The organism is Enterobacter sp. T1-1 (genome assembly GCF_000710795.1).
Classification (GTDB): Bacteria; Pseudomonadota; Gammaproteobacteria; order Enterobacterales; family Enterobacteriaceae; genus Enterobacter; species Enterobacter cloacae.
Window position 1 is genome coordinate 50,009 of record NZ_JALW01000028.1, and the last position, 20,284, is coordinate 70,292.

Below are 20,284 nucleotides of genomic sequence, written 5' to 3' on the forward strand. Positions count from 1 at the left end.
GCCAGCGTGCGGTTAAGGTCAGGCAGGAACGGGAAGGGCGATGTTATGGTACACCGGCCAGCTAAAGCAGAAGCATGCGCCGCCGAGTTCACTCTCCCCGCACTGCACCGTGCCGCCCATCGCCTGCGCGATAGAGTGGACAATCGCCAGCCCCAGACCACACCCTCCCGTCGCACGGTCGCGGCTCGGGTCGAGACGCACAAACGGCTCGAACACGGTTTCACGCGCATCCGGGGCGATGCCGGGGCCATCGTCTTCCACCGTCAGACGGGCCTGATTGTCCTGCAAGTCCAGGCCAATCCGCAGCGTGCTCTCGCTGTAGCGCATGGCGTTGTTCATCAGATTATCCAGCACGCGTTCCATCAGACGCATGTCCAGCGCGCCGTAATCACCCGGCGTGACGCGCGTTAACAGGGTGCGTTGCGGATTGACGCTCTGGACGTCATCAATATGGGTTTGGATCCACGTCGGCAGATCCGGGGTACTGAGGTGCAGTTCATTTTGCGGACGGTCAAGACGAGCGTAGGTGAGCAGCTCCTCAATGAGCGCTTCAAGCTGGCCGATGTCGCGGTTTAACGCCTGAGACTCTGCCGCAGTAAGGTTTTCGCTCATCTCCAGCCGATAGCGCAGACGCACCAGCGGCGTGCGCAGCTCATGAGCAATCCCGTCGATCAGCTGTTTTTTACTGGCAATCAGGGCGTTGATGTTATCGGCCATCTGGTTAAATGCCACCCCCAGACGTTCAAAGCTGGACCCGCTGTCAAAGTGAATACGCTCGGTAAGATGCCCCTCGCCAAAGCGCTGTGCGGCGGATTCCAGTTTCAGCATGTCCTGCCAGTGTGGGCGCATCCAGATAAAGACCGGGAAGGCGAGTGAAATGGCGATAAAGGCCATCAGGGCCATATCCAGCAGGCGCATCTGGTGCAGATAATAGAGATAAGGCACCGGCCCTACGGCCAGCACATAATGACTGCGCGGAATGCGCTGGATAAAGGTGTATTTCTCATCCAGTGCCACGATATCCCCGTCACGCAGGCGCTGCATGGCAGGCGGATCTAAATCGAAATCCTTCAGCGGTTCAATGCGCAGATCGAACGACAGGTTCAAATCCAGCTCTTTTAAGGTTCTCGCCCAGTCATGTGGTGGAATTTCACGCAGTTCGCTGCGCATCAGATAAAGTGAGCTTTTCATCAGGTCGTCCAGCGACTGCCTGCCCGCTCGTTCGGCAGTGAACTTATAGACCAGCCCGACCAGCATGGTCATCACCAGGAAGCAGACAAACAGCAAAAGATAAAACTGCACAAAAAGCTTTTTCATTAAATCTCACCGAAAAAACGATACATGCCGAATATACATGAAAAACCTTCCGGTGTTTTCACCACCATCATGCACGACAAACGTATTATCTGAGCCGTGCCGAGGTTTGTTACATGGCGTGAGTACTTCTTTTGATTTTGGCGATGAGTTTTTCGGTCACGCTCAGGCCTTCCGCGATCTCCGCATCAATCACGGCGCTTCCGAATTCTTTAATTAAATCCAACAATATTTCGTAAGACTGAATCAGTTCCAGAAGATCAAAGAGGGCTTTTTGGTCGGCACGCGCGGGGGAGGCTTGGTTAAGCGTTGCCTGATTAACAATCCATTCAAGATTGGTTTTGATGGCTTCTACGTCATGGTAGCTATACATATGTCATAGGCTTAAATCCTCATTTCAAGATTTTATGGGAGAGAGGTAGCGAAAGCGTCGCGATAAAAACGTTTATGTGGCGGGCCCGGTGCGAGCTCAAGAAGGAATGCAGGAAAAGTAATTATGGATTAGTTCGCTGGCTTAGCAAGTTAATTGTTGCGCCAACGGGCAAATTAACGCGCGAAAGAAAGGGCATTGTCATGTAATGCCTTCATTTCGCGCAGGCTATGCTATTTTGCTAACGCGATCAGGTTTCCCAGGCGTGCGGGGCGAACAGATAACCCTTGTTACGCACGGTTTTGATGCGGTACGGCTCGGTGGCGTTGTCCTGCAGTTTCTTGCGCAGTCGCGAAATAGCCACGTCAACACTGCGATCCATTCCATCGTAACTTACGCCGCGCAGGTTTTTCAGCAACGCGTCACGGTCCATAATCTGCCCCGCATGGGTGGCCAGCTCCCAGAGCAGGTCAAAATCGGCGGTAGAGAGCGCGATAAGCTCACCGGAGAGCAGGACCTGGCGGTTAACCGGATCGATGGATAACGTGCCAAACCGCATCGCTTTATGCGGCATCAGGGACTGCGCCGGCACCTCGCGTTCACTGCTGGCATGCTGGCGCAAATGCAGGCGCAGACGGGCGAGCAGAACGGCAGGCGGCGTGGTTTTAAGAATGTAGTCATTGGCCCCCATCTCCAGCGACAGAATATGGTTCATGTCGCTGTCCAGTGAGGTCAGCAGCACGATAGGGCCATCCCACTGAGCCCGCAGGTCGCGGCACAGCGTCATCCCGTCTTTGCCGGGCAACATGATATCCAGCAGCACCAGATCCGGGTTTTCACGCACCACGACCTCTTCGGCGCGATCGCCACGTGGCTCAACAATAACGTCCATATCATGTTTACCCAGATAAGCGGCGATCAATTGCCCCACTTCGGGCTCATCTTCTACATAAACAATCTTATTCATACAACGTCTGTTATCGCGAAAAATGCCAACATACACCGCGTAACCTTAACCTTCCATTAATCTTTCAAAATTAACGTCAGTTCCGTTATTCTGGCTCTTATTGTTACTTGATTGTTATAGGAAAAAGCATGGGGCTGGCGATAAAAGCCGCGCTGGGCGCGCTGGTGGTGTTATTGATTGGCGTACTGGCAAAAACCAAAAATTACTACATTGCCGGGCTGATTCCGCTCTTCCCGACGTTTGCGCTCATTGCACACTACATTGTCGCCTCGGAACGCGGCACTGAGGCGCTGCGCACCACCATTGTGTTTGGCATGTGGTCAATCATCCCTTACTTTCTCTACCTGTTGTCCTTGTGGTATTTCACGGGCTTTCTGCGGCTTCCCCTGGCGCTGGGCGGGGCGGTGGTCTGCTGGGGGCTCAGCGCCTGGGTGCTGATTTTCTTCTGGAGCCGCTATCACTAGCGCAGCGGTCGCCCGCCGTCCACGGCAAAGGTTCTGCCGGTGACGTAACAGCTGGTGAGCAGATAATCGATAAGGTCGATCACCTCTTTCTCGCCAGGGGCGATTTTCATCAGGGATTTATTCAGCGCCTGCTGACGATACTCGGCATCATCGCCCTCGTTGAATAAAATCATCGCCGGGGCGATGGCGTTCACCTTGACCTCTGGTGCCAGCTTACGGGCAAATGAACGCGTCATGTTATCCAGTGCGGCTTTACTCGCCGCATAAGCGATGTGTTTGTCGCTCCCGCGCTCCACCACATAATCGGTGAAATGAATAATGTCACCCGCGGCATGGCCGTGGCCGCGCAGCAGATCCAGCAGGGCATGGTTAAGCAAATAGGGGGCATTGACGTGGATCTGCAGCATACAGGCGAGCGTTTCGCTGAGCGACGTACCGGGTTTTTCTGCAAGCCATGCGCTGGCGTTATGGATAATCGCCCGCAGACCGTGGGTCGTTGATTTGACCTTATCCGCAAAGGCAAGAATGCCGTCGTCGGTGGAGAAATCAGCCTGAATACAGGTTGCACCCGCTTTTCGTAGCCCGTCTATCGAGGGGTATTCCGTGCGGTAACTGACAATGACCGGGTGGCGAAGGTTGAGAAAGTGATGGGCGAGGGCGAGGCCGATACGACGGCCTCCACCGGTGATCAGTATTGGGCGATGCTGCGCAGTTCCCATCGTATTCTCCTTTTCAGTTCAACAATGGGAAACGCAGGGTTATCCCATTAACATCCAGGTTGCCGGTACGGCAGCAACCAGTAACAGCCCGATGAGGGCCATTTCGCGGCGTTTAAGCGCGTTCTCCAGCTGATGAGTACGGCGGGCATAGATAAACACCAGCAGGCCCGGCGCATACAACACCACCGACAGCAGCAGATGCATAGGCCCGGAAGCATACAACAACCACAAACCGTAAATACAGGCGCCGATCCCTACCGCATAGTGCGCCGGGCGGGTGGCGATTTTTAACAGATACGCACCCACTAAGAAATAGGGTACCAGAATCATCTCCGAGGCGATGGTCAGCAGGGTGTTATAGTCCGAACCTGTGAGCCAGATCAGCACCAGGCAGACCTGAACGCTGATATTCGTCAGCCAGAGCGACGCTGACGGCGCACTGTTTTTATTCTGACGGGCAAACAGACGCGGAAACGCTTTGTGCGTGGCAGCCAGGAAAGGCACTTCTGCCGCCATGATGGTCCAGCTCAGATAAGCCCCGCAGACGGAGATAATCAGCCCCGCGGCAATGACCACATCGCCCCAGCTACCGAGCATTTTCACCATCAGACCGGCCATGGATGGGTTACGCATTTCGGCCAGTTCAGGACGAGCCACCACACCCAGCGACAGCAGCGTCACCAGCAGATAGACACCGAGGGCCGCCAGCACCGCCAGCAGCGTGGCGCGTCCGACGTCGCGCTTATTGCGCGCGCGGGCAGAGACCACCACCGCACCTTCAACACCAATGAAAACCCACAGGGTGATCAGCATGGTGTTTTTCACCTGCTCCCAGACGGGGACGCCCAGCGCAAGGCCAGTGAAATCGAGTTTAAATACATCCAGACGGAATGCCATAAACGCCAGCACAATAAACAGCCCGAGCGGAACCAGTTTGGCCAGCGTCGCCACCAGGTTAATGCTTGCCGCTGTCTGGACGCCGCGCAAAATGAGCCAGTGTACGACCCACAGCAGCACCGACGCCCCGACAATCGACTGCCAGGTGTTGCCGTCACCAAAAAGACGCAGCTCGGGCGTATCGGTAAAGAAACTGAGCGCCGAGAAGACAATAACCAGATAGGAGACGTTAGCGATCACCGCACACAGCCAGTAACCCCACGCGGAACAGAAGCCAATCAGTTCCCCAAAACCGGCCCGCGCGTAGGTGAAAATACCGCCATCGAGATCGGGACGAATACGGGTCAGCAGCAGCATGGCGAAGGCCAGCAGCAAAATGCCAACGCCGGTAATCCCCCAGCCAATCAGCAGTGCGGCAGGGCTTGCGACGGCCGCCATATTCTGCGGTAAACTGAATACCCCCGCACCCAGCATTGAGCTTAAAACGAGTGCAGTTAAAGCACTCAGGCCAAGTTTCTTTTCCATTGGCTTCCTGTTATGAAAGGTCCAAATCCAGAATAATTATTTCGCACAGGCGCATAAAAATGGTGGATCACACTAAGGCGCGGGATTTTACGGAGTGTCACGAACGCATGCAATGATGTGTAGCAGAAATTCAAAAAAAGTAACAAAAAAAGGCGGCATTACGCCGCCTTTAATGAAGGGTTTTGTTACTTGTACAGATCGGCGCTGATGGTCACATTGTTACCACGTTCCTGCCACTGGCGGGGGATGTGGTAGTACTTCGCCCCTTTCTTCGCCGCGCGCTTCGCGACCTGATAAGAGACTTCCGTCATATTGCCGTAGTTGCCGGTAAACTTGATGCTGTCGAACGGCACCATCTGCGCAGCCGTGGCGTTGTTCAGCTCTTCAACTTTGGTGCCGTCTGGCAGGGTAACGGAGTAACGGCCACCTTTCGTGGATTGCGTCTCAAAGAAACGGCCCACTTCAGCGCTTGGCGCTGCGGAGGTTGCTACGCCTGGAATTTCGACTTTCTTCGCTTCTTCGCCGCCTTTCGCTAACGCCGCGCGACCGGCTTCTGAATCAGCAGGGATGGCATCCGGGCTTTGCAGAACGCGTTTTTTCGCATCTTCTTTATAGATGAACGCGGTAATACGCTGGTTGCCACCCTGGTTAGCATCTACCTGACGCACGATGTAGAACGAGTAAGCCCCTTTCTGTTTCGCGGCTTTGGTGATGGCATCGTTCACTTCTGGCTGGCTGCGGTAGAAGCCCTGAACGGTAACGGTGTCATACGGTTCCAGCTCAATCGCCTGATCTTTAGGCAGTTCAACGACGCCGTTGATCACGCGGTTTTTCGGCGCGTCAGCTTTTGGCGCATTCTCTTTGTACAGCGCAATGGTCACGCGCTGGTTGCCGCTATTGCCTTGATCGGACTGGTCAAGCACGTAAAACGACGCTGCGCCGTTTTTATCAGCGGCTTTTGATGCGGCGGTAACGGCATCGCCAATAGAGTTGTAACGACCCACAATGACCGTATGGTCAAAAGGTTTTAACGCTGCCGCTTGCTCCGGCGTTAACTCTGTCGCGGCATTCGCAGACAGGGCGGTCGCGGAAAGAAGTGCGGACGCCAGGAGTGTGTTCTTAAGCTTCATAAAAATAATCCTTCGCCTTGCGCAAACCATGTACTGGTATTGTTGTTAATTTGAGACGGTCCCGATTATGGCATTTAAAACCTGTTGCTGTCTGCGCCATTTTTCACAGCCTGTGCTCACCGAAGGATCTGATTCGATAACATTTAGTGATATGTTGAAAAAACAGGCGTTTGACAAGCAAAAGTGATAAAGCATATGACTTTTACAAGTTAATTTAATGTTAATAAGTTGATCTCATATGGCGCTATATCATGTTTTTACCGCTTCGCTTGCGCGATTTATCGGTTCTGAGGATGAATTTAAGGTAAATATCTCTGTCAGCGAGGCCGATCGCTTATTTTTCACAGATAATGTAAGAAATAGTGTTTTCAGGCGGTAGATCGCAGGCGCTATTTTCAGTAGGTTATAGAAAGTTTGTTACTGTTTTATTTTCCGGGGTTACTCATTTGCCGCCGCTCTAAGGATGGCGAAATTTGATGCAACTGCGGGCATTTATCGATAAACCATCATCAAAAACCGATGGAAGGGAAAACTATGCGTATTGGGGTACCAAAAGAACGGTTTGCCAATGAAACCCGCGTAGCGGCGACACCAAAAACGGTGGAGCAACTGCTTAAACTGGGTTTTACCGTCGCCATTGAAAGCGGCGCGGGCAAACTGGCGAGTTTCGATGACGAGGCCTTTATTCAGGCTGGTGCGGACGTGGTGGACGGTGCTGAAGTCTGGCAATCACCCGTTATTCTGAAGGTGAATGCGCCGCAAGAGAGCGAGATTGAGCTGCTGAACCCGGGCACCACGCTGGTGAGTTTTATCTGGCCTGCTCAAAACCCAGAGCTGATGGAGAAGCTGGCGGCACGTGGCGTGACGGTAATGGCGATGGACTCCGTGCCGCGTATTTCGCGCGCGCAGTCTCTGGATGCCCTGAGTTCAATGGCGAACATCGCCGGTTACCGTGCAATCGTCGAAGCCGCCCATGAATTCGGCCGTTTCTTTACCGGTCAGATCACGGCGGCAGGCAAAGTGCCGCCGGCAAAAGTGATGGTGATTGGTGCCGGTGTGGCAGGCCTGGCGGCTATCGGTGCGGCAAACAGCCTGGGCGCTATCGTCCGCGCCTTTGACACCCGCCCGGAAGTGAAGGAGCAGGTGCAGAGTATGGGCGCCGAGTTCCTTGAGCTGGACTTCAAGGAAGAAGCGGGCAGCGGTGATGGTTATGCGAAGGTGATGTCCGAAGCCTTTATCAAAGCGGAAATGGAACTCTTTGCCGCGCAGGCAAAAGAGGTGGACATTATTGTCACCACCGCGCTGATCCCGGGTAAACCAGCACCGAAGCTGATCACCCGTGAGATGGTGGACACCATGAAGCCGGGCAGCGTGATTGTCGACCTGGCCGCGCAAAACGGCGGCAACTGTGAATATACCGTGCCGAACCAGGTATCCACGACCGCCAACGGCGTGAAGGTGATTGGTTATACGGATCTGCCTGGCCGTCTGCCCACGCAGTCGTCCCAGCTGTACGGTACTAACCTTGTTAACCTGCTGAAACTGCTCTGCAAAGAGAAAGATGGCAACATCACCGTTGATTTTGACGATGTGGTTGTACGCGGCGTGACCGTGGTGCGTGAAGGCGAAATCACCTGGCCTGCGCCACCGATTCAGGTTTCCGCCCAGCCTCAGGCTGCACCGAAAGCGGCGCCAGAACCCACAGAGCCTGCTAAACCGGCATCTCCGTGGCGTAAATACGCGCTCATGGCGCTGGCGATTATTCTGTTTGGCTGGCTGGCCGATGTCGCGCCAAAAGAGTTCCTCGGCCACTTTACCGTCTTCGCGCTCTCCTGCGTGGTGGGTTACTACGTGGTCTGGAATGTCTCCCATGCACTACACACGCCATTGATGTCGGTCACTAACGCCATCTCCGGGATCATCGTGGTCGGGGCGTTACTGCAGATTGGTCACGGCGGCTGGATTAGCTTCCTGAGCTTTATCGCGGTGCTGATCGCCAGTATCAATATTTTCGGTGGTTTCACCGTGACTCAGCGCATGCTGAAAATGTTTCGTAAAGGCTAAGGGGTAGCATATGTCTGGAGGATTAGTGACAGCCGCATACATTGTTGCTGCAATCCTGTTTATTTTCAGTCTGGCGGGACTTTCCAAACACGAAACGTCTCAGCAGGGTAATAACTTTGGTATCGCCGGGATGGCGATTGCGCTGATTGCCACTATTTTCGGACCCGATACCGGCAACGTTGCCTGGATCCTGGTGGCGATGATCATCGGCGGGGCGATCGGTATTCGTCTGGCAAAACGCGTTGAAATGACCGAAATGCCGGAGCTGGTGGCGATCCTGCACAGCTTCGTCGGTCTGGCGGCGGTGCTGGTGGGCTTCAACAGCTATCTGTACCACGAACCGGGCATGGAGCCGATTCTGGTCAACATTCATCTGACCGAAGTGTTCCTGGGCATCTTCATCGGTGCAGTAACCTTCACCGGCTCGATTGTGGCGTTCGGTAAGCTGCGCGGTAAGATCTCCTCCAAACCACTGATGCTGCCAAATCGTCATAAGCTGAATCTGGCGGCGCTGGTGGTCTCCTTTGTGCTGCTGGTGGTCTTTGTGCGTACCGAAAGCGTAGGTCTGCAGGTGCTGGCGTTACTGGTGATGACCATCATTGCGCTGGCGTTCGGCTGGCACCTGGTGGCCTCCATCGGTGGGGCTGATATGCCGGTTGTGGTGTCGATGCTGAACTCCTACTCCGGTTGGGCGGCGGCAGCGGCTGGCTTTATGCTAAGCAACGACCTGTTGATTGTCACCGGTGCGCTGGTGGGCTCTTCCGGTGCGATTCTGTCCTACATCATGTGTAAGGCGATGAACCGCTCATTCATCAGCGTTATCGCCGGTGGTTTTGGCTCTGACGGCTCCTCGACCGGTTCTGACGAAGAAGTGGGCGAGCACCGTGAGATCAGCGCGGAAGATACGGCAGAGATGCTGAAAAACTCGCACTCGGTCATCATCACCCCAGGCTATGGCATGGCGGTGGCGCAGGCGCAGTATCCGGTCGCTGAAATCACCGAGAAGCTGCGCGCGCGCGGCATCAAGGTGCGCTTTGGCATCCACCCGGTAGCGGGGCGTCTGCCAGGCCACATGAACGTGCTGCTGGCAGAAGCGAAAGTGCCTTACGACATCGTGCTGGAGATGGACGAGATCAACGATGATTTCGCCGACACCGACACCGTGCTGGTCATTGGCGCCAACGACACCGTTAACCCGGCGGCGCAGGACGATCCACGCAGCCCAATTGCCGGGATGCCGGTTCTGGAAGTGTGGAAGGCGCAGAACGTGATTGTCTTCAAACGTTCCATGAACACCGGCTACGCTGGCGTTCAGAACCCGCTGTTCTTCAAAGAGAACACCCATATGCTGTTTGGCGATGCCAAAGCCAGTGTGGATGCGATCCTGAAAGCACTGTAATTCGCGTTCTCCTCAAAAACCGCTCTTCGGGGCGGTTTTCTTATTTCTGCGGTCAGCGTTTCTCCTCTGTCTATACTTTACCCTTTGTGTACTACGAGGAGGTGAAATGCAATTTTTGTCCCGCTTCGACATCCTGGAGCTGATGATGACGCCGACATTCTGGGTAAGCGTCGCCACGGTTATCGTCGTGACGCTGCTGGTCTACTGGCTTCTGACGCGCCTGATCGCATTCGTTAAGAGAGGGATCACAACCTGGGGAGATAAGCACCCAACCACAAACAGGATGCGTTTTATCCTGACCGATATGCTTAACCGCACCAGTCGCTTCCTGCTTTTTGTCGTGGCACTGCTCATCAGCCTGCGTTTTGTTGACTTACCCGACCGGCTCTTTAGCACCGTAAGCCACGCCTGGTTCCTGGTCTTCGCGATACAGGTGGCGCTCTGGCTGGATCAGGGCGTGGTGTCGTGGCTGCGACACGTCATGCTGGCCCCCGGCAGTCATAAAAATCCGGTTACCCTGGTGATCACCGGTCTTATCCTTCGCGCTATCGTCTGGTCTGTGATGCTGCTGTCGATTCTCGCTAACGCGGGCGTCAACATCACCGCGCTGGTAGCAAGCCTGGGGGTAGGGGGTATTGCTATCGCCCTCGCCGTACAAACCATTCTGAGCGACGTCTTCGCTTCGCTTTCTATCGGCTTTGATAAACCGTTTGAAATTGGTGACTTCGTGGTGTTCAACGACGTGGCGGGAACGGTGGAACACATAGGCTTAAAAACGACCCGTATTCGTAGCCTGAGCGGGGAGCAGATCGTTTGCGGTAACGCCATTTTGCTTCAGCAGACGCTCCACAACTATAAACGTATGCAGACCCGTCGCATCGTCTTCACGTTTGGCGTCGCCAGCGACACGCCGCCTGAAAAGCTGCGCTATGTGGGGGATATGGTCAGGCAGATCATCACCGATGTGGGTGAGACAAAGTTCGATCGCGCCCATTTCCTCGGGTTTGACCGTGACCGCCTGACGTTTGAAGTGGTTCATATTGTCAATACGGCGGATTACAACAAATACATGGATATCCAGCAGGAGATCAATATCCGTATTCTCGAAGGGCTGAACGCCCAGGAGATTAAGCTGGCGCTGCCCAGCATGGTGTTGCACGCACCGTGGATGCAGGATCGATCAACTGAAGAGACACAGACAGCGATCGAGAGCTGATAAGAAAAGCCCGCCGGGGAGGCGGGCGAATAGACTGACGTTAATCGTCTTCCGGGTCATCCAGCTCAACCGGTGTCTGGTACTCATCCGGCTTAATGACCAGCAGGTCGCAGCGCAGATGGTCAATCACCTGTTCCGCGGTATTGCCCAGGAACGCGGCAGAAATACCGGTCCGTCCGATGGTGCCCAGCACCACAATCCCTGCCTGCAGATGTTCGGCTAAATCCGGGATCACCTCTTCAGGCAACCCTTTCTCGACATGCGTCATGTTCTCATCAATGCTGAACTTCTGGCGCAACGCTTTCATGGCCAGCAGGTGCTGTCCGCGGATCGCGTCGTTATATACGCTCGGGTCAAATTCAGGCAGTTCGATGGCAATATTGATAGGGGTAACCGGGTAAGCGCCGACCAGATGCACTTCGGTGTGGTTAACCTGCTCGGCAAGCAGCAGCGTCTCTTTGACCAGCTTTTCATTCAGCGAATTGTGATAATCCTCTTCGCTTGCCAGGTTTACTGCCACGACGGCTTTGCCGCCTTCAGGCCACGGCTGATCTTTCACCATCCAGACCGGGCACGGGCATTTACGCAGTAAGTGCCAGTCTGTCGGCGTGAAGATCACGGATTCCAGTTTGTCGTGCTGGTGTGCCATTTTCAGCAGCAGATCGTGCCCACCGGCGACGACCTCCTGGATAATCGCTTCAAAGGGGCGGTTATGCCAGACCACTTTAATATCGATAGGCACACCCGCTTCAAGGTAGTACTTCGCCTGTTCGCGGATCCACGCGGTACGTTGGCTGATCACTCCCTGACGCATAGCGGTACGCTCGTCAGGCGACAGAAGGGTGGTCATCTCATACGAGAAGTCATAGATCGGCAAAAACGCTTTGATTTTGCCACCAATCCGTTGATGTAAATACACAGCACGTCGTAATGCCGGCTGATCGTCCTGATTAGGATCGATAGCTACCAGCATGTTTTGATACTTTGCCATACAGGTCTCCTTACTACTGTCACCACAGTCTGTAATTAAAAGAGTAACCTATATATCCTGAATGAAACAGAGGTAAGGTTTTGCCAGATCAATAATTCATGAAAATATCTCAGAAGAATAGCACCGTCGTTGTCACCGCGATAAACGCAATCAACAACAGCACCATCACCACGATGGCAAACGTGGTGGAGTCCTGAACGTAGGTTTTTTCCTCTCCCTTCATTGGGCCGACAAGCATGATCCAGATGAAGAGGAAGGTCACGGAGGCAATAACAACTGAAACGAAAAATAAACTTTCTCTCAATTTAACCTCAACGAGAACCTTTCAGGAGCGGGGGGATGTCTGTCGCAGGGGCGGGAAGTGGTGTGCTTACCTGCCAGACCAATAAATCATAAAAATTTATCGGCCTGGCATCAATCATTCGTGGGGTTTATGCCACGTTGCGGGCGTGGCCGGCAAGAACAGCCAGCGCTTCACCGTTTTCGATGGTGATGTATTTACCTTTAACGGCCAGCATGCCGCTTTTCTGGAAACGGCCCAGCAGACGGCTGATGGTTTCCACGGTCAGGCCCAGGTAGTTACCAATATCGCCACGGGTCATGGTGAGACGGAACTCACGTGGAGAGAAACCACGTTCGGCGAAACGGCGGGAGAGGTTATAGATAAATGCAGCCAGGCGCTCTTCCGCATTCTTTTTGGACAGTAGCAGGATCATGTCCTGATCGCCTTTGATCTCACCGCTCATCAGACGCATCATCTGCTGACGCAGGTTTGGCATTTTGCCTGACAGATCGTCCAGCGTTTCAAACGGGATTTCGCAGACCATTGAGGTTTCCAGCGCCTGCGCAAAGCTCGGGTGATGGCCAGTACCGATGGCGTCAAAGCCGACCAGATCGCCTGCCAGATGGAAGCCGGTGATCTGCTCATCACCCTGTTCGGTGATGGTATAGCTTTTGATGGTGCCAGAACGGATAGCATAGAGCGATTTCAGTTCGTCTCCCGCTTTAAACAGCGTCTGCCCTTTCTGAATAGGCTTTTTGCGCTCGATGATGTTATCAAGCTGGTCAAGCTCATGCTCATTCAGGGTAAACGGGATACAGAGCTGGCTGATGCTGCAATCCTGGCAATGGATAGCACAACCGCCAGACTGAATGCGTCGTATAATTCGCTTTTCTGGGATCATAGGTTTGCTCAAGCCTTAATTGATATTGGTCAATTTTAACATCTTTTTGGTAAGTACGTAAGCCTGGCAAACCATCAATAAGGACAAGAGACGGCAACGTGTTGCCATCTTCTTGAAATTCCACAGCTTGATTATGGATTTTTAGCCTAACCGGTAGAAAATTAAGCACAAAAAGCCTGGGAACTACAGCAAAAGATACCCTTCGTGACGCAGTAACCACTCCTTGCGCTGCACACCGCCGGCATAGCCGGTCATGGTGCCGTTGCGGCCGATCACACGATGGCAGGGCACCACGATACTGACGGGGTTAGAACCGTTCGCGGCACCCACCGCCCGCGCCGCGCCCGCGCGGCCTAACTGTTCTGCGAGCTGGCCGTAGTGCATAACCTGACCACACGGAATATCGCGTAGCGCCTGCCAGACTTCACGCTGGAATGGCGTACCGGCCGTGGCGGTTGGCAAGTCATTGATGATGCTGAGATCGCCCTCGAAGTACGCCGCCAGCTTGTCGCTCAGCCCACCTGGATTGGTGGCACTGATACGCTCAAAGCCCTGGGCGCGGTAATGGATGTTGAGCAGCTCTTCCATGCGATCGCTGTGCTCTTCCCATTCCACGGCACGCAGATGGAACTGCTCGTCGGCGATAACCCACAGCGGCCCAAGTGGCGTTGCAATTTTATCTTCGAGTAATCTCAGCATCCTCTTTCCTTTAATTCAGCCTCGGGTAGATACCCGGTCCTATCGGCAGGCCGACAAGATACCATGCCACCAGCATCACCAGCCATACCCCTAAAAAGATAAGCGGATAGGGTAAAACCAGCGAATAGTAGGTACCCAGCTTCGCCTCCGGTTTATAGCGCTGCAGGAAGCCCAAAAACAGCGGTACGAATGGCGAAACCGGCGCCAGCGGGATCACCGAGGAGTCGGCGATACGGAACAGGATCTGCGCAAAGGCCGGATGGAAGCCCAGCATCATAAACATCGGCACGAAAATGGGGGCCAGAATCGACCAGATGGCGGATCCGCTGGCGATAAACATGCACAGCAGTGACGACAGCAGCGCCAGACCCACAAACGCCGGGACGCCGCTTAGCCCGGCGGCTTCAAGCGCATCGGTCAGGCCAACGGCCATAAATTTGCCCATGTTGCTCCAGTTAAACATGGCGACAAACTGGGCCAGCGGGAAGACCATCACGATAAAGCCCGCCATCTCCTTCATCGGCTCAATCATCAGCTGCGGCAGATCGGCCTGGCGGCGGATTTTGCCAGTGGCGATGCCATATGCGAGCGACACGACAAAGAAAAACAGAATGATCAGCGGCACAATGCCCTGAATAAACGGCGAGGGCAGGACGGTATGTTTCACCGGGTCGCGCAGGATACCGTTCTCCGGCACTACCATCAGCGCCACCATCGCGATAAATACCAGCGAGACTATCCCGGCGACGCGCAGGCCAAAGCGTTGCTCTTTGCTCAGCGTTTCCAGCTTTTCGTCACTACGGCCTTCCCATTTCCCTAACCGCGGCTCGATGATCTTATCGGTAATCAGCCCGCCAACAAGCGTCAGGACGATGACCGAACTCGCCATAAAGTACCAGTTGTCGATCACGCTGACGTGCATGGCCGCATCGATTGTTTTCGCCGCCTCGGTGCTAATCCCCGAAAGCAGGACATCGGTGGTGACGATCAGCAGATTGGCAGTGAAACCGCATCCCACACCGGCAATTGCCGACAACAGACCCGCCACGGGGTGACGCCCGACGGCAAGGAAGATCAGCGCCCCCATCGGCGGCATGATCACCAGCGCGGCATCGGAAGAGATGTGGCTGAAAAACGCGATAAACAGCACCATATAGCTGGCGTAGCGTGCGCTGACGTGAGAAGCCATTTTCACCATCAGCGCGGGGAGCAGGCCAACGCGCTCAGCCAGACCGGCCCCCAGCACCAGCGCCAGAATGGCGCCCAGCGGCGCAAAACCACTGAAGTTTTTAATCACATTCGGTAAAAACCAGTGCAACCCTTCAATGCTCAGCAGGTTCTTTACGCTTACCATGCTGCCATCGGCCGGGCTGCGCACGCTCACCCCTAAGGCGGACAGCACGGCTGTCGCCACCATCAAAACCACGATCAACCAGATAAAAAGCAGGAAAGGGTGTGGCACTTTATTGCCGATCCTTTCAACCCAGCCATAGAGCTTACCGGATGGGGAATGCGAAGGTATGGATGACATACTCATGGGCGTTCCTCGGGACTGTTGTGTTGTTGTGTTGTATTGTGTTTTTTATTTTAAAGGTGACGGTGTCACGCCCGCAGGGATCGGACACACGTACGGTTTTTCTTGTGTTTGTTGTTCGAACTCTTCACGACATTTTTTCAGCAGGTCTGCGTCCTGCAGCAGATGTAGCGCGGTGGCACCCATCACTTTCCCGGCCAGCAGCATGCCTTTATGGGCAATGGACGTTCGCCCCTGAGCCACCAGTTGCCAGGTGTGCAGCGGCGTGCCGACGGTAAAGCAGGGGCTGAAACACTGGGCGACGGGCATCTTCCAGCTAACATCACCCACGTCCGTGGAGCCAGCCAGCACGTTATCGGTGATGGCGTAAGGCGCGACCTCGTCCACCAGCAGGGTCTCCTGGTGGCGGCGGGCAAAGGCTTTACCTTCGTTCCCCCCAGTTGCAGCAATGTTTCTGAGGCTGTTTTGCAGATCGTTTGCCGTCAGGGTGGCGCGGATCGCCCGGGCAAAAGCGCGTTCTTCCTCCGTCCAGGCTGGCGTGCCGTAATGTTGCAGGGCGCGATACATCGCCGCTTCGAGCGTGCGGTTTGGCAGGTAGCTGGAGCAGGCTTTATCAAAGCGACACTCGACGGTGGTTTCGGTCATCAACGCCGCACCCTGAGCGATCTTCTCAATGCGCGCGTAGATTTGCTGCGCGTCGGCCATCTCCGGGGCGCGGATCAGGTACAGCACTTCGGCCTGCGCCTGCACCACGTTGGGGGAGATGCCGCCGGTATCGGTTACGGCGTAATGGACGCGTGCTTTCTCGATGATATGTTCGTTGAGGAAGTTGGTGCCGGTGGTCATCAGCGTCACCGCATCCAGCGCGCTGCGCCCCAGATGCGGCGAGTTTGCCGCATGCGCCGCCACGCCCTTAAAGCGCCAGGCGGCCTGGATATTGGCCAGCGTACTGACGTTAAACATGCCGGCAAACGCTTCCGGGTGCCAGGTGACAGCGGCGTCAACATCGTCAAACAAGCCCTCACGGACCATAAACGTTTTACCGGAACCGCCTTCTTCGCCGGGACAACCGTAAAAACGCACGGTTCCACTCCCGCCGTGCTGCTCCAGCCAGCTTTTCACCGCAACGGCACCTGCAAACGCCGCGGTGCCGAGCAGGTTATGCCCGCAGCCGTGGCCGTTAGCACCGGGCGTGGTGGCGTGTGCCGTCGCGCAGTGTGCCTGCTGGCTTAATCCGGCCAGCGCGTCATATTCGCCGAGCAGTGCAATCACCGGTTTACCGCTACCGAAGCTGGCGATAAAGGCATTTGGAATGCCGCCAGCCTCACGGATCAGGGTGAAGCCTTCCGCTTCCAGCGCGCTGGCCAGCCGCTCTGCGGACCAGAACTCTTCAAAGCGGGTTTCCGGGTGAGCCCAGATTTCGTCGGCAATGTCGGTGAACGTCTGACATCGCGTGTCGATTGCATCGGCAATAAAAGCGTAGTTCTCCTGCATTACACACCTCGCGTCCAGGGGAAATTCAGCGCAGTGCGCGTCAGCGTTTCGATAGCGACGGTCATGACGCGCTCATCAAAGTCGAATTTTTCATTGTGATGTCCGGCGCTCAAATCGGTGCCAAACACCATGTAGGAGGCCATGCCGCCGTTTTCTTGCACCCGGGCCATCATCAGCGTGGCGTCTTCAGAACCGGCCGGGGCTTTGACCTTATCAATGGCCTGTTCCACTCCGGGCACCTGGCTTGCCTGCTGGCGCAGATAATCCACCCAGGCAGGTGTCGGAGCGCTGGCGGTGGCAGCCCCCATCAGGCGCATCTCAGCCGTCACGCCGTACAGCGCGGCGGCACCGGTAATGACGGATTGCGCGCGTTCGAATACATACTGATTGATCGCCTCGCTCTCGCCGCGGGTTTCGACCTTAAGCAGGGCATGGGCGGGCACCACGTTGCGTCCGCTGCCGGCCTGCATCACTCCCACATTCACCCGGGAAGCCCCTTCGCTGTGTGGCGCAATGCTGTGCAGCGCGAGCGCGGCCTGGGCGGCGGCGAGCAGGGCGTTACGGCCTTCTTCCGGTTTACCGCCTGCGTGTGCGGCAACGCCGGTAAACGTCGCGTCAAACTTGGTTGTCGCCATAAAGTTATCGCTGCCGCAGATCACCGTCCCGGCAGGCACCCCGGTACCAATGTGAATGGCGGTGAAATAGTCCACCTCGTCCAGTGCCCCGGCGGCCACCATGGCGCGTGCGCCTCGAGTGCCTTCTTCGGCAGGCTGGAAGATCAGCCTGATGGTGCCGTTCAGCTGCGCTTTGTTGTGCATGAGCACGTGCGCCAGCCCAAGGCCAATCGTGGTATGGCCGTCGTGCGCGCAGGCGTGCATCATGCCCGGATTGCAGGAGGCAAAGCCGTCGCGGAACGGGCGGTGGCTGTCGTCGAGCGCTTCGCTCAGGTCGAGAGCGTCCATGTCCACGCGAAACGCCAGCGTCGGGCCGGGACGGCCGGTGTTAAGCGTGGCAACCAGGCCGGTGAAGCCGCCTTCAAACGGCGCGAGCCATTTTTCGGGCGCGCCCTGCGCACGGGCGCGGGCAAATTCTCGCGTCAGAGTGGCGTTATCCGGCAACCCCATACGGCTTTCGGCATCCACCACGTCGCGGCCCATTGCCAGGTCATAACCCAGGCTATCCAGGATCTCCGCGACTTTCGCGGCAGTCCGAAATTCCACCCAGCCGGATTCGGCAAAATGGTGAAAATCGCGACGCCATGCGCTCAGTTGCGGGGCTAAGGTTTGGATGTACTGTGCCAGTGAGTCCATATCTGTTCCTGTCATCATTAAAATATGTGAACTGCTTCACGCTGTGATAGTTTTTACTTATCACTAACCGATTTTTCACAGTTTTAACCGTTCAGGAATTACCCTCGCACATCCCTTTCCATTAAAGTAGATGACAGTTTCTTTACTCTGATAAACAACGGTTATCGGTCGGGCTATGTCATTTCAGATTAAATTTCATCAAATTCGGGCGTTTGTTGAAGTGGCGCGTCAGGGCAGCATTCGCGGCGCCAGCAGGACGCTGAATCTTTCGCAACCGGCGTTGACCAAATCGATCAAAGAGCTGGAAGAGGGCATGGCGGCGCAGCTCTTTGTGCGCCGAAGCAAAGGCGTGGCGTTAACCGAGTGTGGTGAAGGCTTCTATCAGCGCGCCAGGCTGATTCTGGAAGAGCTGCGCGCGGCGCAGGATGACATTCGCCAGCGGCAGGGCGAGCTGGCCGGGCAGATCAATATCGGGATGGGGGCGAGTATTTCGCGAAGCCTTATGCCTGCGGTTATCACCCGCTTTCATGCGCAGCATCCGCAGGTTAAGGTGCGAATTATGGAAGGGCAGCTGGTATCAATGATCAATGAATTACGCCAGGGCGAACTGGACTTCACCATCAATACCTATTATCAGGGGCCTTACGATCATGAATTTACGTTTGAAAAGCTATTAGAAAAACCGTTTGCCGTATTTTGCCGGGAGGGACATCCGGCGACGGGAGCAACCTCCATTAACGATCTGCTGCATTATAACTGGACCATGCCAACGCCCCGGGGAAGTTATTATAAGCAGTTAGAGGATGTATTTAGCCATCGCTCGCAAATACCCCGCATTGGCGTGGTCTGCGAAACATTTTCGTCGTGTATCAGCCTTGTCGCACAAAGCGATTTTTTAAGCATATTGCCGCAGGAACTGGGTTGTGACCCCCTGTTGGCGGGGCGTCTGGTTATGCTGCCGGTTGTCGAATCACTTCCAAAAGCGACGTATTATTTAATTCAGCGTCGGGATTCGCGCCAGACCCCGCTTACGGAGTCGTTAATTACGCAATTCAGACGAGAGGCGCGGGCAATCGTCTCTGCGTGAAACATCATCCATAAAAAAACAGGGCCTGTCCGACATCAGACAGACCCTTCAGTACACACAGCAGTGCATCCCTTCGCATATCCTGGATGTTATATCCATGAGGCAGGTTAATTAAGTTATAACAGCTTTCTCTCAAAATGAAAGGCGGTTGAGTGTTTGATTTTATGGATGTTTAAGCCAAATTGCGTGTTTTATTTACGCTGAAGTTTGAGTTAAGTGATGTTTAATTTTTCCCCGGCTGTCGATTGATATTCATCAGCTTGCTTTCAGCGCCACCCTGCCCGGGGGAACGGCTGTTGAGGCACACCCCCCGCGAAGGTATAGTACAGGCTCAGATGTAGCCGGAGGATTTCCATGAACCCTGACGACAAATCACTGTTTCTTGACGCCATGGAGGATGTCCAGCCCCTGAAGCGCTGCGCAGATATTCACTGGCAGCCGAGCCGCAACACGCGGGCGCGCCAGGAGATTGATACCGAGCAACTGGATAACTTCCTCACCCTGGGCTTTCTGGAACTTCTGCCCCTGGATGAGCCGCTGGCATTTCAGCGTGAAGGGATACAACAGGGCGTAATGGATAAGCTGCGCTCGGGGAAATACTCCCGCGAGGCCAGCCTGAACCTGTTACGTCAGCCCGCCGAGCGTTGCCGCCAGATGCTGTACGCCTTTATTCGCCAGGCCGGACGCGACGGATTACGCAATCTGATTATCATTCATGGAAAAGGGCGTGAACAGAATGCTCATCCTAACGTGATACGTAGCTATCTGGCGCGCTGGTTAACAGAGTTTGAGGAAGTGCAGGCCTTCTGCGTGGCGCTGCCGCATCACGGCGGCAGCGGGGCCTGTTATGTTTCACTGCGAAAATCCAACGACGCGAAACAGGAGAACTGGGAACGGCACGCCAAGCGCAGCCGTTAACG

19 protein-coding genes are annotated in these 20,284 nt (G+C 55.1%); 6 read left to right on the plus strand and 13 right to left on the minus strand.

Annotated features, from left to right (window positions below):
* Nucleotides 1–18 precede the first annotated feature (18 nt).
* The 3 genes from rstB to rstA all read right to left on the minus strand — a co-directional run bounded on the left by rstB (nucleotide 19) and on the right by rstA (nucleotide 2,651).
* A complete protein-coding gene (gene rstB / locus AK59_RS0111270; protein ID WP_013096876.1) occupies nucleotides 19–1,317 on the minus strand; it encodes a two-component system sensor histidine kinase RstB in 1,299 nt (432 codons plus the stop codon).
* Nucleotides 1,318–1,426: 109 nt separating this feature from the next.
* The gene (locus AK59_RS0111275) at nucleotides 1,427–1,687 is read right to left on the minus strand and encodes a hypothetical protein (protein ID WP_029882785.1); all 261 of its coding nucleotides are present in this window, start codon (nucleotides 1,685–1,687) and stop codon (nucleotides 1,427–1,429) included.
* 247 nt (nucleotides 1,688–1,934) lie between these two features.
* Nucleotides 1,935–2,651: a two-component system response regulator RstA gene (gene rstA, locus AK59_RS0111280; RefSeq protein ID WP_013096874.1), complete on the minus strand. Its 717-nt coding sequence runs from the start codon at nucleotides 2,649–2,651 to the stop codon at nucleotides 1,935–1,937.
* Between the two features lie 128 nt (nucleotides 2,652–2,779).
* Between rstA and AK59_RS0111285 the strand changes: the two genes are divergently transcribed.
* Complete coding sequence (locus AK59_RS0111285) at nucleotides 2,780–3,115, plus strand: GlpM family protein (protein ID WP_013096873.1); 336 nt, start codon at nucleotides 2,780–2,782, stop codon at nucleotides 3,113–3,115.
* On the opposite strand, the gene folM is transcribed toward AK59_RS0111285, so the two are convergent.
* From folM to ydgH, 3 genes are all read right to left on the minus strand, one after another.
* On the minus strand, nucleotides 3,112–3,834 hold the full coding sequence (gene folM / locus AK59_RS0111290) for a dihydromonapterin reductase (RefSeq protein WP_029882786.1): 723 nt from the start codon (nucleotides 3,832–3,834) through the stop codon (nucleotides 3,112–3,114). The genes AK59_RS0111285 and folM overlap by 4 nt on opposite strands.
* Before the next feature lie 39 nt (nucleotides 3,835–3,873).
* The gene (locus tag AK59_RS0111295; protein ID WP_013096871.1) at nucleotides 3,874–5,256 is read right to left on the minus strand and encodes an amino acid permease; all 1,383 of its coding nucleotides are present in this window, start codon (nucleotides 5,254–5,256) and stop codon (nucleotides 3,874–3,876) included.
* 185 nt (nucleotides 5,257–5,441) lie between these two features.
* Nucleotides 5,442–6,386 (minus strand): DUF1471 family protein YdgH, encoded by a 945-nt coding sequence (gene ydgH / locus AK59_RS0111300; RefSeq protein WP_029882787.1) that lies wholly within the window; start codon nucleotides 6,384–6,386, stop codon nucleotides 5,442–5,444.
* A 534-nt stretch (nucleotides 6,387–6,920) separates the two neighbouring features.
* On the opposite strand from ydgH, the gene pntA reads away from it, so the two are divergent.
* The 3 genes from pntA to AK59_RS0111315 all read left to right on the plus strand — a co-directional run bounded on the left by pntA (nucleotide 6,921) and on the right by AK59_RS0111315 (nucleotide 11,065).
* Nucleotides 6,921–8,450 carry a Re/Si-specific NAD(P)(+) transhydrogenase subunit alpha gene (gene pntA / locus AK59_RS0111305; RefSeq protein ID WP_020688274.1) on the plus strand — a complete coding sequence of 510 codons (1,530 nt, stop codon included), beginning with the start codon at nucleotides 6,921–6,923 and terminating at the stop codon, nucleotides 8,448–8,450.
* 10 nt (nucleotides 8,451–8,460) lie between these two features.
* Complete coding sequence (gene pntB / locus AK59_RS0111310; RefSeq protein ID WP_013096868.1) at nucleotides 8,461–9,849, plus strand: Re/Si-specific NAD(P)(+) transhydrogenase subunit beta; 1,389 nt, start codon at nucleotides 8,461–8,463, stop codon at nucleotides 9,847–9,849.
* Between the two features lie 106 nt (nucleotides 9,850–9,955).
* Entirely contained in the window at nucleotides 9,956–11,065 is a 1,110-nt protein-coding gene (locus AK59_RS0111315) for a mechanosensitive ion channel family protein (protein ID WP_013096867.1), read from the plus strand.
* Between the two features lie 40 nt (nucleotides 11,066–11,105).
* Here the strand turns inward: AK59_RS0111315 and uspE are convergent, their stop codons facing one another.
* The 7 genes from uspE to AK59_RS0111350 all read right to left on the minus strand — a co-directional run bounded on the left by uspE (nucleotide 11,106) and on the right by AK59_RS0111350 (nucleotide 18,277).
* The gene (uspE, locus tag AK59_RS0111320) at nucleotides 11,106–12,056 is read right to left on the minus strand and encodes a universal stress protein UspE (RefSeq protein ID WP_013096866.1); all 951 of its coding nucleotides are present in this window, start codon (nucleotides 12,054–12,056) and stop codon (nucleotides 11,106–11,108) included.
* Nucleotides 12,057–12,165: 109 nt separating this feature from the next.
* Nucleotides 12,166–12,318: a hypothetical protein gene (locus AK59_RS0111325; RefSeq protein ID WP_023620353.1), complete on the minus strand. Its 153-nt coding sequence runs from the start codon at nucleotides 12,316–12,318 to the stop codon at nucleotides 12,166–12,168.
* A gap of 169 nt (nucleotides 12,319–12,487) precedes the next feature.
* Nucleotides 12,488–13,240 carry a fumarate/nitrate reduction transcriptional regulator Fnr gene (fnr, locus tag AK59_RS0111330; protein WP_006174991.1) on the minus strand — a complete coding sequence of 251 codons (753 nt, stop codon included), beginning with the start codon at nucleotides 13,238–13,240 and terminating at the stop codon, nucleotides 12,488–12,490.
* A 183-nt stretch (nucleotides 13,241–13,423) separates the two neighbouring features.
* Complete coding sequence (ogt, locus tag AK59_RS0111335) at nucleotides 13,424–13,939, minus strand: methylated-DNA--[protein]-cysteine S-methyltransferase (RefSeq protein WP_013096864.1); 516 nt, start codon at nucleotides 13,937–13,939, stop codon at nucleotides 13,424–13,426.
* A 10-nt stretch (nucleotides 13,940–13,949) separates the two neighbouring features.
* Complete coding sequence (gene abgT / locus AK59_RS0111340) at nucleotides 13,950–15,476, minus strand: p-aminobenzoyl-glutamate transporter (RefSeq protein WP_020688271.1); 1,527 nt, start codon at nucleotides 15,474–15,476, stop codon at nucleotides 13,950–13,952.
* A 45-nt stretch (nucleotides 15,477–15,521) separates the two neighbouring features.
* Complete coding sequence (locus AK59_RS0111345) at nucleotides 15,522–16,967, minus strand: M20 family metallopeptidase (protein WP_029882788.1); 1,446 nt, start codon at nucleotides 16,965–16,967, stop codon at nucleotides 15,522–15,524.
* Nucleotides 16,967–18,277, minus strand: a complete 1,311-nt coding sequence (locus AK59_RS0111350) for a M20 family metallo-hydrolase (protein ID WP_029882789.1) — start codon at nucleotides 18,275–18,277, stop codon at nucleotides 16,967–16,969. Before AK59_RS0111350 ends, AK59_RS0111345 begins: the two co-directional genes overlap by 1 nt.
* 175 nt (nucleotides 18,278–18,452) lie before the next feature.
* Between AK59_RS0111350 and AK59_RS0111355 the strand changes: the two genes are divergently transcribed.
* Complete coding sequence (locus AK59_RS0111355) at nucleotides 18,453–19,364, plus strand: LysR family transcriptional regulator (protein ID WP_020688268.1); 912 nt, start codon at nucleotides 18,453–18,455, stop codon at nucleotides 19,362–19,364.
* A gap of 354 nt (nucleotides 19,365–19,718) precedes the next feature.
* Nucleotides 19,719–20,282 (plus strand): DNA endonuclease SmrA, encoded by a 564-nt coding sequence (gene smrA, locus AK59_RS0111360; protein WP_013096859.1) that lies wholly within the window; start codon nucleotides 19,719–19,721, stop codon nucleotides 20,280–20,282.
* Nucleotides 20,283–20,284 lie beyond the last annotated feature (2 nt).

Excerpts from the sequence above, each read along its gene's own strand:
- rstB (WP_013096876.1), bottom strand. The coding sequence starts at position 1,317 with ATGAAAAAGCTTTTTGTGCAGTTTTATCTTTTGCTGTTTGTCTGCTTC.
- AK59_RS0111275 (WP_029882785.1), bottom strand. The coding sequence starts at position 1,687 with ATGTATAGCTACCATGACGTAGAAGCCATCAAAACCAATCTTGAATGG.
- rstA (WP_013096874.1), bottom strand. The coding sequence starts at position 2,651 with ATGAATAAGATTGTTTATGTAGAAGATGAGCCCGAAGTGGGGCAATTG.
- AK59_RS0111285 (WP_013096873.1), top strand. The coding sequence starts at position 2,780 with ATGGGGCTGGCGATAAAAGCCGCGCTGGGCGCGCTGGTGGTGTTATTG.
- folM (WP_029882786.1), bottom strand. The coding sequence starts at position 3,834 with ATGGGAACTGCGCAGCATCGCCCAATACTGATCACCGGTGGAGGCCGT.
- AK59_RS0111295 (WP_013096871.1), bottom strand. The coding sequence starts at position 5,256 with ATGGAAAAGAAACTTGGCCTGAGTGCTTTAACTGCACTCGTTTTAAGC.
- ydgH (WP_029882787.1), bottom strand. The coding sequence starts at position 6,386 with ATGAAGCTTAAGAACACACTCCTGGCGTCCGCACTTCTTTCCGCGACC.
- pntA (WP_020688274.1), top strand. The coding sequence starts at position 6,921 with ATGCGTATTGGGGTACCAAAAGAACGGTTTGCCAATGAAACCCGCGTA.
- pntB (WP_013096868.1), top strand. The coding sequence starts at position 8,461 with ATGTCTGGAGGATTAGTGACAGCCGCATACATTGTTGCTGCAATCCTG.
- AK59_RS0111315 (WP_013096867.1), top strand. The coding sequence starts at position 9,956 with ATGCAATTTTTGTCCCGCTTCGACATCCTGGAGCTGATGATGACGCCG.
- uspE (WP_013096866.1), bottom strand. The coding sequence starts at position 12,056 with ATGGCAAAGTATCAAAACATGCTGGTAGCTATCGATCCTAATCAGGAC.
- fnr (WP_006174991.1), bottom strand. The coding sequence starts at position 13,240 with ATGATCCCAGAAAAGCGAATTATACGACGCATTCAGTCTGGCGGTTGT.
- ogt (WP_013096864.1), bottom strand. The coding sequence starts at position 13,939 with ATGCTGAGATTACTCGAAGATAAAATTGCAACGCCACTTGGGCCGCTG.
- abgT (WP_020688271.1), bottom strand. The coding sequence starts at position 15,476 with ATGAGTATGTCATCCATACCTTCGCATTCCCCATCCGGTAAGCTCTAT.
- AK59_RS0111345 (WP_029882788.1), bottom strand. The coding sequence starts at position 16,967 with ATGCAGGAGAACTACGCTTTTATTGCCGATGCAATCGACACGCGATGT.
- AK59_RS0111350 (WP_029882789.1), bottom strand. The coding sequence starts at position 18,277 with ATGGACTCACTGGCACAGTACATCCAAACCTTAGCCCCGCAACTGAGC.
- AK59_RS0111355 (WP_020688268.1), top strand. The coding sequence starts at position 18,453 with ATGTCATTTCAGATTAAATTTCATCAAATTCGGGCGTTTGTTGAAGTG.
- smrA (WP_013096859.1), top strand. The coding sequence starts at position 19,719 with ATGAACCCTGACGACAAATCACTGTTTCTTGACGCCATGGAGGATGTC.